This window comes from Micromonospora sp. C81 (genome assembly GCF_018070425.1).
In the GTDB taxonomy this organism is placed as follows: domain Bacteria; phylum Actinomycetota; class Actinomycetes; order Mycobacteriales; family Micromonosporaceae; genus Micromonospora; species Micromonospora zamorensis.
In genome coordinates this window covers 281,069-295,013 of the sequence record NZ_JAGPXS010000001.1, presented here as the reverse complement: position 1 = coordinate 295,013, position 13,945 = coordinate 281,069, and the positions used below count along the sequence as shown (strand labels likewise).

Annotated in this window: 15 protein-coding genes; 13 read left to right on the top strand and 2 right to left on the bottom strand. The window is 73.8% G+C overall.

Annotation, left to right across the window (positions count from 1 at the left end; genetic code table 11):
* Positions 1 to 2: 2 nt before the first annotated feature.
* From KBX46_RS01425 to KBX46_RS01385, 9 genes are all read left to right on the top strand, one after another.
* The gene (locus tag KBX46_RS01425; RefSeq protein WP_088948537.1) at positions 3 to 401 is read left to right on the top strand and encodes a 6-carboxytetrahydropterin synthase; all 399 of its coding nucleotides are present in this window, start codon (positions 3 to 5) and stop codon (positions 399 to 401) included.
* Positions 398 to 1,480: a glycosyltransferase family 4 protein gene (locus KBX46_RS01420; protein ID WP_308159330.1), complete on the top strand. Its 1,083-nt coding sequence runs from the start codon at positions 398 to 400 to the stop codon at positions 1,478 to 1,480. The genes KBX46_RS01425 and KBX46_RS01420 overlap by 4 nt, the downstream gene beginning before the upstream one ends.
* Positions 1,477 to 2,295, top strand: coding sequence for a class I SAM-dependent methyltransferase (locus KBX46_RS01415; RefSeq protein WP_210789929.1), 819 nt, complete (start codon positions 1,477 to 1,479; stop codon positions 2,293 to 2,295). Before KBX46_RS01420 ends, KBX46_RS01415 begins: the two co-directional genes overlap by 4 nt.
* Before the next feature lie 66 nt (positions 2,296 to 2,361).
* A complete protein-coding gene (locus KBX46_RS01410; RefSeq protein ID WP_141909709.1) occupies positions 2,362 to 3,300 on the top strand; it encodes a lysylphosphatidylglycerol synthase transmembrane domain-containing protein in 939 nt (312 codons plus the stop codon).
* 57 nt (positions 3,301 to 3,357) lie between these two features.
* Positions 3,358 to 4,041 (top strand): GTP cyclohydrolase II, encoded by a 684-nt coding sequence (gene ribA, locus KBX46_RS01405; protein WP_088948534.1) that lies wholly within the window; start codon positions 3,358 to 3,360, stop codon positions 4,039 to 4,041.
* Complete coding sequence (locus KBX46_RS01400) at positions 4,038 to 4,748, top strand: dihydrofolate reductase family protein (protein ID WP_210789926.1); 711 nt, start codon at positions 4,038 to 4,040, stop codon at positions 4,746 to 4,748. Before ribA ends, KBX46_RS01400 begins: the two co-directional genes overlap by 4 nt.
* A gap of 146 nt (positions 4,749 to 4,894) precedes the next feature.
* On the top strand, positions 4,895 to 5,446 hold the full coding sequence (locus KBX46_RS01395; RefSeq protein ID WP_210789925.1) for a DinB family protein: 552 nt from the start codon (positions 4,895 to 4,897) through the stop codon (positions 5,444 to 5,446).
* Positions 5,447 to 5,456: 10 nt separating this feature from the next.
* A complete protein-coding gene (locus KBX46_RS01390) occupies positions 5,457 to 5,915 on the top strand; it encodes a GNAT family N-acetyltransferase (protein WP_210789922.1) in 459 nt (152 codons plus the stop codon).
* Between the two features lie 104 nt (positions 5,916 to 6,019).
* The gene (locus tag KBX46_RS01385) at positions 6,020 to 8,725 is read left to right on the top strand and encodes an Hsp70 family protein (protein ID WP_210789920.1); all 2,706 of its coding nucleotides are present in this window, start codon (positions 6,020 to 6,022) and stop codon (positions 8,723 to 8,725) included.
* A gap of 7 nt (positions 8,726 to 8,732) precedes the next feature.
* On the opposite strand, the gene KBX46_RS01380 is transcribed toward KBX46_RS01385, so the two are convergent.
* On the bottom strand, positions 8,733 to 9,167 hold the full coding sequence (locus KBX46_RS01380) for a Rieske (2Fe-2S) protein (RefSeq protein WP_308159329.1): 435 nt from the start codon (positions 9,165 to 9,167) through the stop codon (positions 8,733 to 8,735).
* A 151-nt stretch (positions 9,168 to 9,318) separates the two neighbouring features.
* Between KBX46_RS01380 and KBX46_RS01375 the strand changes: the two genes are divergently transcribed.
* Complete coding sequence (locus tag KBX46_RS01375) at positions 9,319 to 9,891, top strand: nucleosidase (RefSeq protein ID WP_088948530.1); 573 nt, start codon at positions 9,319 to 9,321, stop codon at positions 9,889 to 9,891.
* A gap of 11 nt (positions 9,892 to 9,902) precedes the next feature.
* Here KBX46_RS01375 and KBX46_RS01370 read toward each other — a convergent pair whose 3' ends face one another.
* Entirely contained in the window at positions 9,903 to 11,087 is a 1,185-nt protein-coding gene (locus KBX46_RS01370) for a low temperature requirement protein A (protein WP_210789917.1), read from the bottom strand.
* A gap of 169 nt (positions 11,088 to 11,256) precedes the next feature.
* Between KBX46_RS01370 and KBX46_RS01365 the strand changes: the two genes are divergently transcribed.
* The 3 genes from KBX46_RS01365 (at position 11,257) to KBX46_RS01355 (ending at position 13,912) form a co-directional block, all read left to right on the top strand.
* Complete coding sequence (locus KBX46_RS01365; protein WP_210789914.1) at positions 11,257 to 12,120, top strand: S1 family peptidase; 864 nt, start codon at positions 11,257 to 11,259, stop codon at positions 12,118 to 12,120.
* Between the two features lie 85 nt (positions 12,121 to 12,205).
* Positions 12,206 to 13,231: a sugar kinase gene (locus KBX46_RS01360; protein WP_210789911.1), complete on the top strand. Its 1,026-nt coding sequence runs from the start codon at positions 12,206 to 12,208 to the stop codon at positions 13,229 to 13,231.
* 63 nt (positions 13,232 to 13,294) lie between these two features.
* On the top strand, positions 13,295 to 13,912 hold the full coding sequence (locus KBX46_RS01355) for a bifunctional 4-hydroxy-2-oxoglutarate aldolase/2-dehydro-3-deoxy-phosphogluconate aldolase (protein WP_210789908.1): 618 nt from the start codon (positions 13,295 to 13,297) through the stop codon (positions 13,910 to 13,912).
* The last annotated feature ends 33 nt before the right edge of the window (positions 13,913 to 13,945 follow it).

The window sequence follows — 13,945 nt, the reverse complement described above, 5'->3', positions numbered from 1 at the left end:
CAGTGTTCAGCGTGACCGTTCGGGATCACATGATGATCGCCCACAGTTTCCGGGGCGACGTGTTCGGCCCGGCCCAGCGTCTGCACGGAGCCACCTTCGTGGTGGACGCGACGTTCCGCAGGCCCGACCTGGACGCCGACGGAATCGTGGTCGACATCGGCCTGGCCACCGAGCAGCTGCGGGCCGTGCTGGGCGAGCTGACCTACCGCAACCTCGACGACGAGCCGGCCTTCGCCGGGGTGAACACGACCACCGAGGTGCTGGCCCGCACCATCGCGGACCGGCTGGTCGAGCGGGTCCACGCCGGTGACCTGGGCGCGGGGGCGCGTGACCTCACCGGCATCACCGTCACCCTGCACGAGTCGCACATCGCCTGGGCGAGCTACGAGCGTTCGCTGTGATCGATGCCGGTCGGACGGCGTCCACCGGCGGGTCGGACACGACCTTCCGCACGGTGCACGTCGTCCTGCCCGGTGACATCGACGACGTGGCCACTCCCAGCGGTGGCAACACGTACGACCGGCGGGTCTGCGCGGGGCTCGGTGAGCGCGGCTGGTCGGTGCGCGAGCACCCGGTGCCCGGCGCGTGGCCGGCCCCCGACCCGGTCGACCGGGCGAAGCTGACCGAGCTGCTCGACGCCACGCCCGACGACGCCGTGGTGCTGCTCGACGGCCTGATTGCCTCGACAGTGCCGGACCTGCTCGTGCCGCATGCCCGCCGGCTGCGCCTGGTCGTCCTCGTGCACCTGCCGTTCGACGACGAGGCGGAGGCCCGGGCGCTGACCACCGCCCGGGCCGTCGTCACCACCAGCGAGTGGACCCGCCGTCACCTGGTGGCGCGCCATCCGGCGCTCGCCGACCGGATCCGGGCGGCGCCTCCCGGGGTGCGGCCGGCACCGCCGGCACCCGGCTCGGTCACCGGCGACCGGCTTCTCTGCGTCGCGGCCGTCACCCAGCACAAGGGGCACGACGTGCTGGTCGACGCGTTGTCCACGCTGGTCGGGCTGCGCTGGACGATGGTGTGCGCGGGCACCCTGACCCGGGAGCCGGACCTCGTCCGGCGGCTGCGGGAACGGCTCACGGGCGCCGGCCTCACCGAGCGGGTGCGCCTCGTCGGTCCGCTGACCGCAGCGGCGCTGGACGCCGCGTACGCCGACGCCGACCTGCTGGTCCTGCCGTCGCGGGGCGAGACGTACGGCATGGTCGTCACCGAGGCGCTGGCGCGCGGCCTGCCGGTGCTGGCCACCGAGGTCGGCGGGTTGCCGGAGGCGCTCGGCCACGCGCCCGGCGGTGACCGGCCGGGCCTGCTCGTCGCCCCGGACGACCCCGCCGCGCTGGCCAACGCGTTGACCCGCTGGCTGACCGACGACCCGCTGCGGGCCCGACTGCGGCGTGCCGCACTGGCCCGGCGCGACACCCTGACCGACTGGCCGGTGACCACCGCGTTGCTGGCCGCCGCGCTGGAGGAGGTGGCGGGATGACCGTCGAGGAGACCCTGCCGTTCGCCGACTGGCTGCGACTGCGGGAGCCGGCCGACGCGGCGGCGCGTGCCGAGGACCTGCTGGACGCCGTTCGCCCTCGACTGGCCGGTGACGCCCCGACGGTGATCCACGACCTGGGCAGCGGCACCGGCTCGATGAGCCGCTGGGTGGCACCCCGCCTGCCCGGCCCGCAGCACTGGGTGCTGCACGACCGCGACGCAGACCTGCTGGCCCGCGCCGCCAAGGGCATGACCGGGGTGACCGCCTCCGACGGCGCCCCGGTCACCGTGAGCACCCGCTGCGGTGACCTCACCCGGCTGAGCGCCGCCGACCTGGCCGATGCTTCGCTGTTCACCGCGTCCGCGCTGCTGGACATGCTCAGCGTCGAGGAGATCGAGCGGGTGGTGGCCGCCTGTGTGGGCCGGCCGACCCTCTTCGCCCTCTCGGTGACCGGGCGGGTCCGGTTCACCCCGGCCGATCCACTGGACGCGGTGGTCGAGGCCGCGTTCAACGACCACCAACGGCGTACGGTCGACGGCCGGCGGCTGCTCGGCCCGGACGCCGTCACCGCCACCGTCGCCGCGTTCGCCCGGCGGGGCGTGCACGTGCGGGAACGGCCCAGCCCGTGGCGGCTGGGCCCGGAGCACGCCGACCTGGCCGCCGAGTGGTTCCGGGGCTGGCTGGGCGCGGCCTGCGAAGAGCGTCCCGACCTGGCCGGCCCGGCCGAGGCGTACGCCCAGCGTCGGCTGGCCGACGCGGCGGCCGGGCGGCTCACCGTCCTGGTCGAACACACTGACCTCCTCGCCGACGGATGAACCGTTCTCACCCTGGGTACGTGGACTAGGGCAAGTGGACGATCTTCAAGGGGAGGGCCGACGCCGATGTTCTGGGCCTGGGCACGAGTGGTCGGTGGGGTGGGTCTGCTCGCCGTCCTGTTGTGGCAGGTGGGCACCGGCCCGTTCCTCGCCGGGGTGCGACTGATCGACGCGCCGGCGCTGGCTGCGGCGCTGGTCATCGGGGTGCTCACCACTGTCTGCGCGGCGTGGCGGTGGAGCCTGGTCGCCGGTGGCCTGGGCGTGCGGCTGCCGCTGGCCACCGCCGTGGCGCACTGCTACCGGGCCGTGTTCCTCAACGCCACCCTTCCCGGCGGTGTGCTCGGCGACGTGCACCGGGCGGTCCGCCACGGCCGGGACGCCGGTGACGTCAGCCGGGGCATCCGCGCGGTGGTCTGGGAACGCACCGCCGGGCAGGTGGTGCTGGTCGGCGTCGCGCTGGTGGTGCTCGCGGCCTTCCCGTCCCCGGTGCGGCCGTACCTGCCGGTCGCCGCCGGGCTGCTGCTCGCGGGCGGGCTGGTCACCGTGCTGCTTGCCCGGGCCGTGCCGAACGCCGGCCCCTCGCGCTGGGCGCGGGCGATGCGTACCGCCGTGGCGGACGTGCGGTCCGGGTTGCTGGCCCGGCGCACCTGGCTCGGCGTGCTGATCGCCTCCGCGGTGATGGTCGCCGGTCACCTGGCCACCTTCCTGGTGGCGGCACGTACCGCCGGATCGGACGCCCCGCTGTCACGACTGCTGCCGTTGACGCTGCTCGCCCTGCTCGCCATGGGCCTGCCGTTGAACGTCGCCGGCTTCGGCCCGCGCGAGGGGGTGGCCGCGTGGGTGTTCGGCGCGGCCGGCCTGAGCGCGGCCGAGGGCGTCGCCACCGCCACCGTCTACGGTGCACTGATCCTGGTCGCCAGCCTGCCCGGAGCGGCCGTGCTGCTGGCCCGGCGCAATCGAGTTCCGGCCGCCGCCCGGGAAGCCGCCCCCGTCGGCGGCTGTTGAGTCGGTTGTGAGACGTACGCGTCGCCGCGCGTCGGCGGCGCCGGACAAAGGAGTCCCATGCCCGAAGCATTGCCGGTCGCCACGATCCGTACGCAGGTCACGGTGCCATTGACGTTTCCCGACGGCTACTCCACGACGGTCCGGGTGTTCTCGTTCAAGGGGCTGGTGGACGGCCGGGAGCACCTCGCACTCGGTCTCGGCGACTGGGCGGGCGCTCTGGACCGGCTCGCCGCCGGGGGAGAGCCCCCGTTGGTCCGCCCGCACAGCGAGTGCCTGACCGGCGACGTGTTCGGCAGCCAACGCTGCGACTGCGGGCCGCAGTTGCGCGAGGCGGTGCAGCGGATCACCGAAGCCGGCGGTTTCCTGCTCTACCTGCGCCAGGAGGGTCGCGGCATCGGCCTGTACGCCAAACTCGACGCGTACGCGTTGCAGGACGCCGGGCTGGACACCTACCAGGCCAACGTGGCGCTGGGCCGGGGCGAGGACGAGCGGGACTACACCGCTGCCGCGCAGATGCTGGCCACGCTGGACGTGCCGCGGATCCGACTGCTCAGCAGCAACCCGGACAAGGCCGAGCAGCTGACGAAGCTGGGCGTGGACGTCGCCGAGCGGGTGCCCACCAGCGTGTTCCTCTCCCCGGCCAACGCCGACTACCTGGCGGCGAAGGCGGCCAAGGCGGCGGAGGCCGAGGCGGCGGAAGCGCTCACGAGTGGCACCTCCGACCGGGCTGGCCCCCGATGAGCTGCCAGCCGGAGCCCCCGCGACCGTACGTGCTGCTCAGCTGCGCGGCCTCGATCGACGGCTACATCGACGACGCCTCCGAGCAACGCCTGCTGCTGTCCAACGACGACGACCTGGACCGGGTCGATGCGGTCCGGGCCAGTTGCGACGCGATCCTGGTCGGTGCCGGCACCGTCCGCCGCGACGACCCGCGGCTGCTGGTGCGCTCGCCGAGTCGGCGGGCGGAGCGGGCCGCGTCCGGCCAACCCGAATCACCCACCAAGGTCACGCTGACCGCCCAGGGTGATCTCGACCCGACCGCCCGCTTCTTCACCGCCGGTGATTCGACCCGGCTCGTCTACTGCGCCACCGACGCGGTCGAGAAGACCCGGGAGCGCCTCGGTCACCTGGCCACCGTCATCGACGCCGGCGAACCGGTCGACCCTGGATGGCTGTTGACCGACCTGGCCGCGCGGGGTGTGCAGCGGCTGATGGTGGAGGGCGGCGGGACGGTGCACGCCCAGTTCCTCGCCGCCGGTCTCGCCGACGAGCTGCACCTGGTGGTCGCTCCGTTCTTCGTCGGCGACGGGCGGGCGCCCCGGTTCGTCGGCGAGGGTCGTTTCCCCTGGCACCCGGGCCGCCGCGCCCGGCTGGCCGAGGCCCGCCAGATCGGCGACGTGGTCCTGCTCCGCTACGCCCTCTCCGCGCGCTGCGCCGCCGACTCCTGATCGTCGCGCTGGGCCCGCGCCGGCGGGGTGCTCGCTGCGAGCGTGATGACTGTGCGGCATCTTGATGCCGCACAGTCATCACCCGCACGGGCCGGTGGGTGCTTAATCTGTCGACGGCGACGCCGGCGCCCCGACAGAATCCTCGGATGTCCGTAACGTCCATTGCCCTCCTGCGCTGGCAGTTCGACCTGACGTGGGCGCTGTTCGAGTACCACCTCGAACGACTCGAAGCCGACGACTTCCTCTGGGAGCCGACCCCGCACTGCTGGTCGGTCCGGCGCAGCGCCGACGGCACCTGGACGCCGGACTGGGCCGACACCGAACCCGACCCGGTCCCGGCGCCGACGATCGGCTGGCTCACCTGGCATATCGGCTGGTGGTGGACGGTGACCATGGATCATCTCCGGGGTGCGCCACCGCGCCAGCGCACGGCCGTGGTCTGGCCCGGCGCGGGCGAGCCGAGCGTCGCGTGGCTGCGGGGCCTGCGCACCGAATGGCTGGGCCTGCTCGACCACTTCAGCGACGCCGACCTCGACGGCAACGCGACGTTCCCCTGGCCGGGCGAAACCGACCACACGGTCACGCACACGATCGGCTGGGTCAACGCCGAGCTGATGAAGAACGTCGCGGAGATCGGTCAACTCCGGCTCCTGCGAGCGGCCGACGTGCAAACGACCAACGAGAGGGTCGGTGGATAAGGTGGCCGGCGTGCCGCGACTCGTGCAGATCACCCCGGACAACGTCGAAGCCGCCTGCCGGGTGAGTGTGCGGCCGGACCAGGAGAAGTTCTCGTCCCCGGTCGCCTGGTCCCTCGCCGAGGCGTACGCGCAGCCCGAGGTCGCGTGGCCACGTCTGATCGTCGAGGGTGACGAGATCGTCGGCTTCCTGATGGGCTTCTTCGACATCGTGTGGGACCCGGCCCGACCGGACGACCTGCGCTCGGGCCTGTGGCGGCTGAACATCGCCGCCGAGCACCAGGGCCGCGGGTACGGCCGCTTCGCGGTGGACGCCGTGCGTGCGGAGGCTCGCCGACGAGGGCACGACCGCGTCTTCACGACGTGGCATCCGGGGGCGGACGGCCCGGAGCAGTTCTACCTGAAGCTCGGCTTTCGCCCCACCGGGGAGAGCAGCGACGGGGAGGTCGTCGGCGAACGTTCCACGCACTGAGCGGACGATCCCGACCGTCCCCTGACCGAGTGATCAGCCCGGCGGCGGGGCCTGCGTACGATGCGGGGTCGAGTTCCCCTCGTCGCGGCGGAGGTATCGGGCAGATGGCAGGCCAGCACGAGGGTTTCGCCCTCGGCGTCGACCTTGGTACGTCCAACACCGTCGCAGTGCTGCGCTGGCCCGACGGGCGCACCCGTCCGCTGTTGATGGACGGTCAACCGCTCAGCCCCTCCGCCGTGTACGCCGACCCGGACGGCACCCTGCACACCGGGTGGGACGCCCGGCGGTTGGCGCAGGCGGACCCGGCCCGGTTCGAGGCGAACCCGAAGCGCCGGGTGGACGAGCCGACCATTGTGCTCGGCGACCGCTCGTACCCGCCGGCCGACCTGCTCGCCGCGGTGCTGGCGTCGGTCGCGCGGGCCGCAGTGGGCACCGTCGGCTTCCTGCCCCCGGCCGTTCTCACCTGCCCGGCCGCCTGGGACGCGACGCGACGGCAGGTGCTCGCCGACGCCCTGCTGCTGGCGGGGTGGCCGCAGGTGGCCGAGCACACCCTGGCCGGGCCGACGCCGCCGGGCACCCGGCTGCTGCGGGAGCCGGTGGCCGCCGCCCGCTACTACACGCAGGTGCTGCATCGTCCGGTGCCGGTCGGCGGCGCGATCGCGGTGTTCGACTTCGGTGGCGGCACGCTCGACGTCGCGGTGCTGCGCAACGAGGGCGCCGACCCGTGGGGTGACTCCGGCTTCAGCGTGGTCGCCGACGGTGGCCTGCCCGACCTGGGCGGTCTGGACCTCGACGCGGCCCTGGTGCGGCGGGTCGGTGAGCTGGTCGGTGAACGGCACGCCGCGCAGTGGGCCCGGTTGACCCGGCCGGCGGACCCGGCGCAGCGCCGCGACCAGGTGCGGTTCTGGGACGAGGTACGGGGTGCGAAGGAGACGTTGTCCCGCTCCACTGTCGCGCCGGTCGCCGTGCCGGGGGTGGCCGATACGGTCCAGCTGACCCGGGCGGACGTCGAGCGGGCGGCCACGCCGTTGCTGCGTCGGGCGGTGGAGCGGGCCCGGGAGGTGATCGCCGCGGCCGGTCTCAGCCCCGACCAGCTCGCCGGGCTGTTCCTCGTCGGCGGCTCGTCACGGATCCCGCTGGTGGCCCGGATGCTGCACGCCGAGCTGGGGGTCGCCCCAACCGTGCTGGACCAGCCGGAGCTGCCGGTGGCCGAGGGCGCACTGACCGACCTGCCGCTGCGCAAGCCGCTGCCCGCCCCGGCGTACGCGGGACCACCGCCCGCGCCGGGCCCTGTGAGCCCGCCCGCGCCGGGCCCCGTTAGCCCGCCCGCACCGGCCGGAGCCGCCGCGCCGGTCGTACCGTCGCAGCCCTGGCCGGGGTCGACCCCGCCGGCGGGCCCGCCTCCCGGGCCGGGTTGGGTCGCAGCGGCCCCGACCCTGCTGGCGGGTGGGCCGCGCTGGCGGCGGGCGCGCTGGGTGGTGCTCGGCGCGGTGCTGGCCCTGGTCGGGGTGGGCGCCGCGGCGACGATCTACCTGACCCGTGACCGCTACCCGGATCTGGAGTTCGGGTCGTTGCGTGAACTGTCCCGGCCCAAGGCCGGGACCGAGCGGCCGGCCGGCATGTGGACGGCGATGCTCGGCGACCGGGCCTACCTCGGGTTCCCGCTGCCGGACGACCGGCTGGAGGTGGTGGCCGTCGACACCGCAACCGGCGACGAGCTGTGGCGCGAGCAGACCGACGCGCGGGCCGACGACTGGGAGGCGATCATCGCCGTCCCGGGGGCGGTCGCGGTTCTCGCCGACGCGTCGGGCGACAGCACCCCGCGCCCGCTGGCCGTGCTCGACGCGCGTACGGGCGAACAGCGCTGGCAGCGGTCGGTCCGTGGTGACGACAACGTCTACTTCGCCGACGACACGGCGGTTCTCGTGGACCGGACCGCCGCCCAACTGGTCGGCCTGCGCCTGAGCAACGGCACTCAGAAGTGGGCCCAGCCCACCCCCCGCGACCAGTTCGACGGCAGCCGCACAGTGGTCCGCCCGGTGGGCACCGCGAAGGCGGCGGGCGGCCCGGCCTTCCTCGACGGCACGCCCCGCAACTCGTGGACGGGCAAGGGGCGGCAGCTCATCCAGGTCGGCGCGGACCGGTCGGTGCGGCTGCTCGACATGGCGTCCGGCAAGGTGCTGCGCCGCTGGGGCAGTGTCGCCGACCTGGACGACCTGGTGGTCGCGCACGAGGACCGCCTGTACGTGGCCGGCAACGACGGCGGTTACCAGCTGCTGTCGTACGACCTGGGTTCCGACGCGGCGCCGGTGGTGCTGCACCGGGCGGGTAACGACGACTACCGCCCGAAGGGACTGGTGGCCTGCGGCGAGCGGCGGGCCTGCCTGTTGCAGGTGCCGAACAACGACACCGCGCGCACCGAGGTGGTGGCGGCGACCGAGGGTGAGCCCGCGATCCGCTGGTCGGCGCCTGGCGTGACCGACCTGGTCCCGTTGGGTGAGCGGCTGCTCGCCCAACGGGAGTACCCGGACCCGACCGTCACCCTCTTCGACGCCTCCGGCAAGCCGGTGCTGTCCGACCGGGGCGGTGTGGCGGTCCGGCTGGACGAGGGCAACCTGCTGGTCTTCGCCAAGGCACCCAGTGTGGTCGCGGACAACCGCGTACTGGCCGGTGTGTGGGCCGAGTCCGGTGAGGTGGACGAGTTGGGCGAGCTGAAGGACGTCCGCAGCGCGTCCTGTTCGTGGAACACCCACGTGATCGCCTGCGGCGCGGAGAAGGACTTCGTGCTCTACCGCTTCGCTGAAGACTGACCGAACGTCAGGCGCGCACGATGCTCGTGCCGTCGACGCGGACCGGGATCTCCGTCAGGCCCTTCGTGGCGGGGCCGCCCAGTCGGGCACCGTCGCCGGCGGAGAAGGTCGAGTTGTGCGCGGGGCAGGTGATCACCCCGTCGCGGGGTGCGCCGACGCGGACGCCCTGGTGCGGGCAGGTCGCGTCGTAGGCCTTGAAGGTGCCGGCCTCCGGCTGGACGACCAGCAGGCCCCCGGCGACCGTGCCGCCACCGACCGGAACGTCCCCGGTGCGGGCCAGCACCGTGCCGGGCGCAGTGGACGCCGTACCGCCCGTCGGGCTGTCACCGGCGCCGCAGGCGCTCAGCAGCCCAGCGGCACCGAGGGCGCCCGCCCCGGTCAGCAGACCGCGCCGGCTCAGGCACCAGCGGTTGTCGCGCAGGAACTCCTGTCCGTCGTACACCGTCGTCACCTCTCCGTCGGCGGACCGGACCGCCGTCGCCCGGTTGCTCGCCGGTTCAGCCTGCCGCACCCGGCTGAACGCGCGATGCGTCCCCGCTGAGCGGTGGCTGGGTGCGGTTGGTGGTCGAGGAGCCGGCTCGTACGATGCTCCGGTGAATCTTCGGGGTACGGTCCGCGCCGATCGTCCGCTGGTGGTGCTCGCCGTCGGGGAGGAGGCCCGCTACCTGCCGCCTGACCTGCCGGTGCTGCTCACCGGCATGGGCAAGGTGAACGCCGCCAGCGCGGTGGCGGCGGTGCTGGCCGCCGGGCCGCGACCGCGCCTGCTGCTCAACCTGGGCACGGCCGGGGCGTTGCGCCCCGGGTGGGCCGGCATCCACGAGGTCGCCACCGTGCTCCAGCACGACCTGGACACCGACCTGCTGCGGACGCTCACCGGCGAGACCTACGGGGCGCCACTGTCGCTGGCCACCGAGGGCGCGGTGCTGGCCACCGGTGACACGTTCGTGGCCGACGACGACGCCCGGGACCGGTTGGCGCAGCGCGCCGACCTGGTCGACATGGAGGGGTACGCGGTGGCGTGGGCCGCCGCGCAGGCCGGTGTGCCGTGCCGAGTGGTCAAGCAGGTCAGCGACGAGGCGGGGGAGGGCGCGGCCCGGACCTGGAAGGAGTCGGTGGACGCGTGTGCCCGGGACCTCGCCGAGTGGGCCGGCCGACACATCGCCTGACCCGGCGGAGGTCAGTCGTCGGATCGCCGCATCCGCAGGCCCGGTGTGGTCTCCCGGACCGCTCCGGGAGTCAGGACGTGACCGGCGAGCCCGAGCGCCACGGCCGCGGTGACCAGCAGCGGTGGCCAACTCCCGGCCCATGGCAGCGCCAGCAGCGGGAGGGGCAGCCAGAACATTCGCCGCCACGGCACGACCATTGATATCAGCAGGGTGAACAGGATGCGCCCGATCACGAACAGCGCCGGGCCACCCATGATCAGTAAGAGCCACCCCACCGGCGTCGTGCCGGTCGGCCGGGTGACGACCAGGTCGAACGAGGCCGCCGTGCCGACCACGCCGACCAGCATCACCAGATGGGTGTACGGAGCCACCCGGGCTGGCCGGCCCGACTTCGGCCCGGCCCCGGCCTCCAACAACTCGCCGGCCCGGAAGACATAGACCTGCCAGAGCAGCAGCATCATGGCGAATGCGCCGAACAGTGCGGTGACGCGCAGACCGGCCAGCTCGCCCTTGCTGACCTGCAGCGTGGGCACCAGGATGATGTCGCCGAGGGCCAGGATGACGAACTGCTGGTACCGCTCGCCCAGGTGCCCGGTGGTGCGCTCGTACTGGTCGAGAGGCACCCGACCGACCCGGGGAGTCGGGTAGCGGGCCGCTGCGGAGACCAGGTCGATCGTGATGGCGATGGCCCAGAGGCCCCAGTTGACCGTGCCGGACACCGCGCCGGCGATCCAAAAGACGCCGGACACCACGAACCAGAACAGGAACCGGGTGGCCCGGATCATGGCCGACCGGTGTCGTTGCCGGTGCAACGACGTGACCAGGACGATGCCGCGAATCACGTGCGTGCCGACGTACGAGATCGCGAAGACCATCGCGTGCCCGTCGGAGACCATCGGCAGCGACGCCGCCATCCCCACCGACCCGACCATGGCGACCATCAGGATGAGCTGGATCGGCCGCTGCTGCGGGTCGTAGAACTCGGTCGTGGTGGAGGTGACCGACCAGGTCCACCAGATCGCCGTCAACATCAGCAGCACCATCGCCGCGCGCGACCAGGAGTGGTGTCCCGCCAGCAGCGTCGAGGTCAGCGCGAGCGAGGCCACGAAGACCACGTCGAAGAGCAACTCCAGCAGCGTGGCCCGGGTCGACCCGTCCGGCCGGCGTACCAGTGCCGCGGTGCCTCCGGTGGTCATGCCCGGCCTCCCGCCGTCTCCCGAGGATTATCGGCGGCGTCGGCGCGACCCGTCCCCGGATCGGCGATTCTCGCGGGTCGGGGAAGGGGACGGCCGAAGGTTGCCACCGCGTCGGACGCCGGGCGATGCTGAACGGCATCCATCTATCTCGATCTCTGCGGAGGCCTGGATGCGCCGCTCCCCGCTCGTCGCCCTCGTCCTGACCGTCCTCCTGCTCGTCGCACCCGGCGCGGCGCAGGCCGCCGTCCCCGACCGGGCCGCCGCGCCCGCCGCCGATCCGGCGGCCGTGTTGGCCGGGGTACGCACCGCCGGCACCGCCTGGGGCCTCGACCCCGCCACCGGCCGGATGACCCTCACCGTCGACGACACCGTGACCCCCGCCGAGCTGAGGGCGCTGCGGGCGACGGCCGACCGGGCCGGCGCGCTGCTGCGCCGCGAACCCGGAACCCTGCGCACGCTGATCGCCGCCGGGCAGGGCATCTACGGCGGTGGCGGCGGTCGCTGCTCGCTCGGCGCGAACGTGCGCAGCGGCAGCACCTACTACGTCATCACCGCCGGGCACTGCACCACCACCGCCAGCACCTGGTACGCCGACAGCGCCCAGACCACAGTGCTGGGCACCCGCACCGCCACCAGCTTCCCCGGCAACGACTACGGGCTGATCCGCTACACCGGCCGGATCGCGCATCCGAGCGCGGTCTACACCTACCCCGGACTGCTGCCCATCAACGGTCCCGGCAACGCGTACGTCGGTCAGGCGGTGTGTCGCAGCGGTGTGACCACCGGGGTGCGGTGCGGCACCGTCACCGGTCTGAACCAGACCGTCAACTACTCCAACGGGGTGATCTACGGCTTGATCCGCACCAACATCTGCGCCGAGCCGGGGGACAGCGGCGGACCGCTCTACGTGGCCTCCACCGGCGCCATCCTCGGCATCCTCTCCGGCGGCAGCGGCAACTGCACCTCCGGCGGCACCACCTACTACCAGCCGATCGCGGAGGTGCTGGCCGCGTACGGGCTGACGTTGCCCTGACCCTCGGCACCGGGTTGCCCGGCTCACGCGGGACACCATAGGCTCGGCGGCGCCCAGGACTCTCGCCGCGAGGACGTGTGCGCCCATGCCGACCGACCACCGACCTGACCTGGCGTCCGTCCCGGGCGGCCTTGCGCCGGTCGAGGTGGTCGCGGTCGGCGAGACGATGGTGGTGCTCTGCCCCGCGCCGGGTGAGCCGCTGGAGCACGCCGAACGGGTCGCCGTCTCGGTGGGTGGCGCGGAGTCCAACGTGGCCGGTTACCTGGCCCGGCTGGGGCACCGGGCGACCTGGGTGAGCCGGGTCGGCGACGACCCCTTCGGTCGGGCCGTCGTCCGGCACGTCGCCGCCGCTGGCGTCCGGGTCGACCAGGTCGTCGTGGACCCGGCCGCCCCCACCGGTCTGTACGTCAAGGACCCGGGCCCGGAGGGCACCGCCGTGCACTACTACCGGGCCGGGTCGGCGGCCTCCCGGATGGCCCCGGAGACGCTGGCCGACCCGAGGCTGGCCGGCGCCCGTGTGCTGCACCTGTCCGGCATCACCCCGGCGCTCTCCGCGTCCTGCCGGGCGTTGGTCGAGCACGCGGTGACCGCCCGCCCGCTGGCGGGTTCGCTGGTCAGCTTCGACGTCAACCACCGGTCCCGGCTGCGGCCCGCCGAGCAGGCCGCGCCGGTGCTGCGTGACCTCGCCAACCGCTGCGACCTGGTCTTCGTGGGCCAGGACGAGGCGGAAACGCTGTGGGGCACCACCGACCCGCTGGCCGTACGCCGGTTGTTGCCCGACCCGGAGACGCTGGTGGTCAAGGACGGCGCGGTCGGTGCCACAGCGATGTGCCGTGACGCCGAGCCGGTCTTCGTGCCCGCTCCCCGGGTGGCCGTGGTGGAGCCGGTCGGCGCCGGCGACGCCTTCGCCGCCGGCTACCTGGCCGGGCTGCTGCGCGACCTGGATCCCGTGCGGCGGTTGCGCCTCGGCCACCTGGTCGCGGCGCAGGCGTTGACCAGCAGCGGCGACAACGCCCCGGTCCCGCCGTGGGCCTGGTTCGAGAGGCTGCTCGCCGCCCCCGACGAGGCCTGGTCGCCGCTCGATCTGACCGGCGCGCCAGCTCGGGTCTGAGTGGTCGGTTTCCGATCGGGCCAGCAGCCAACAGACTCACCGCGATCTCGGATGGAGTGGACCATGACCACAGCGGATTTCGACCACATCTTCGGCGGTGCCCGGGTGATGGCCATCCTGCGCGGCCTGCCGGTCGCCGAGACGGTCCGGCTCGCTGAGCGGGCCTGGGACCTCGGCATCGACGTGGTGGAGGTTCCGGTGGCCACCACCGAGGCGGTGCCGGCCCTGCGCGCCGCCGTCCAGGCGGGCACCGAGCGCGGGCGGATCGTCGGCGCGGGCACCGTGCTCGACGTCGAGCAGGTCGCCGCCTCGGCCGACGTGGGTGCCGCGTTCACCGTCGCGCCCGGCCTGGACCTCGCGGTCGCCGACGCCGCCGCCGCGCGTGGCCTGCCGCACCTGCCCGGTGTGGCCACCCCCACCGAGGCCCAGCAGGCGCTGCGGCACGGCCTCACCTGGCTCAAGGCGTTTCCCGCGATCTCTCTCGGGCCCGCCTGGTTCAAGGCCGTCGCCGGTCCGCTGCCGCAGCTGCGGTTCGTGGCGACCGGCGGCCTGGACGCGGGCAACGCCGGCGCGTTCCTGCAAGCCGGCGTACGGGTGGTGGCGGTCGGTTCCGCCCTGTCCGACCCGGAGCAGCTGGACCGGTTGGCCGAGCTGACCACCCTCGGCGTGCCCGCGAGGTGAGCCGGTGATGGCGGGTTTGCGCCATGGCAGCGT

Coding starts and splice junctions, on each gene's coding strand:
- KBX46_RS01415 (WP_210789929.1), top strand. CDS start 1,477: ATGACCGTCGAGGAGACCCTGCCGTTCGCCGACTGGCTGCGACTGCGG.
- KBX46_RS01410 (WP_141909709.1), top strand. CDS start 2,362: ATGTTCTGGGCCTGGGCACGAGTGGTCGGTGGGGTGGGTCTGCTCGCC.
- ribA (WP_088948534.1), top strand. CDS start 3,358: ATGCCCGAAGCATTGCCGGTCGCCACGATCCGTACGCAGGTCACGGTG.
- KBX46_RS01400 (WP_210789926.1), top strand. CDS start 4,038: ATGAGCTGCCAGCCGGAGCCCCCGCGACCGTACGTGCTGCTCAGCTGC.
- KBX46_RS01395 (WP_210789925.1), top strand. CDS start 4,895: ATGTCCGTAACGTCCATTGCCCTCCTGCGCTGGCAGTTCGACCTGACG.
- KBX46_RS01385 (WP_210789920.1), top strand. CDS start 6,020: ATGGCAGGCCAGCACGAGGGTTTCGCCCTCGGCGTCGACCTTGGTACG.
- KBX46_RS01370 (WP_210789917.1), bottom strand. CDS start 11,087: ATGACCACCGGAGGCACCGCGGCACTGGTACGCCGGCCGGACGGGTCG.
- KBX46_RS01365 (WP_210789914.1), top strand. CDS start 11,257: ATGCGCCGCTCCCCGCTCGTCGCCCTCGTCCTGACCGTCCTCCTGCTC.
- KBX46_RS01360 (WP_210789911.1), top strand. CDS start 12,206: ATGCCGACCGACCACCGACCTGACCTGGCGTCCGTCCCGGGCGGCCTT.
- KBX46_RS01355 (WP_210789908.1), top strand. CDS start 13,295: ATGACCACAGCGGATTTCGACCACATCTTCGGCGGTGCCCGGGTGATG.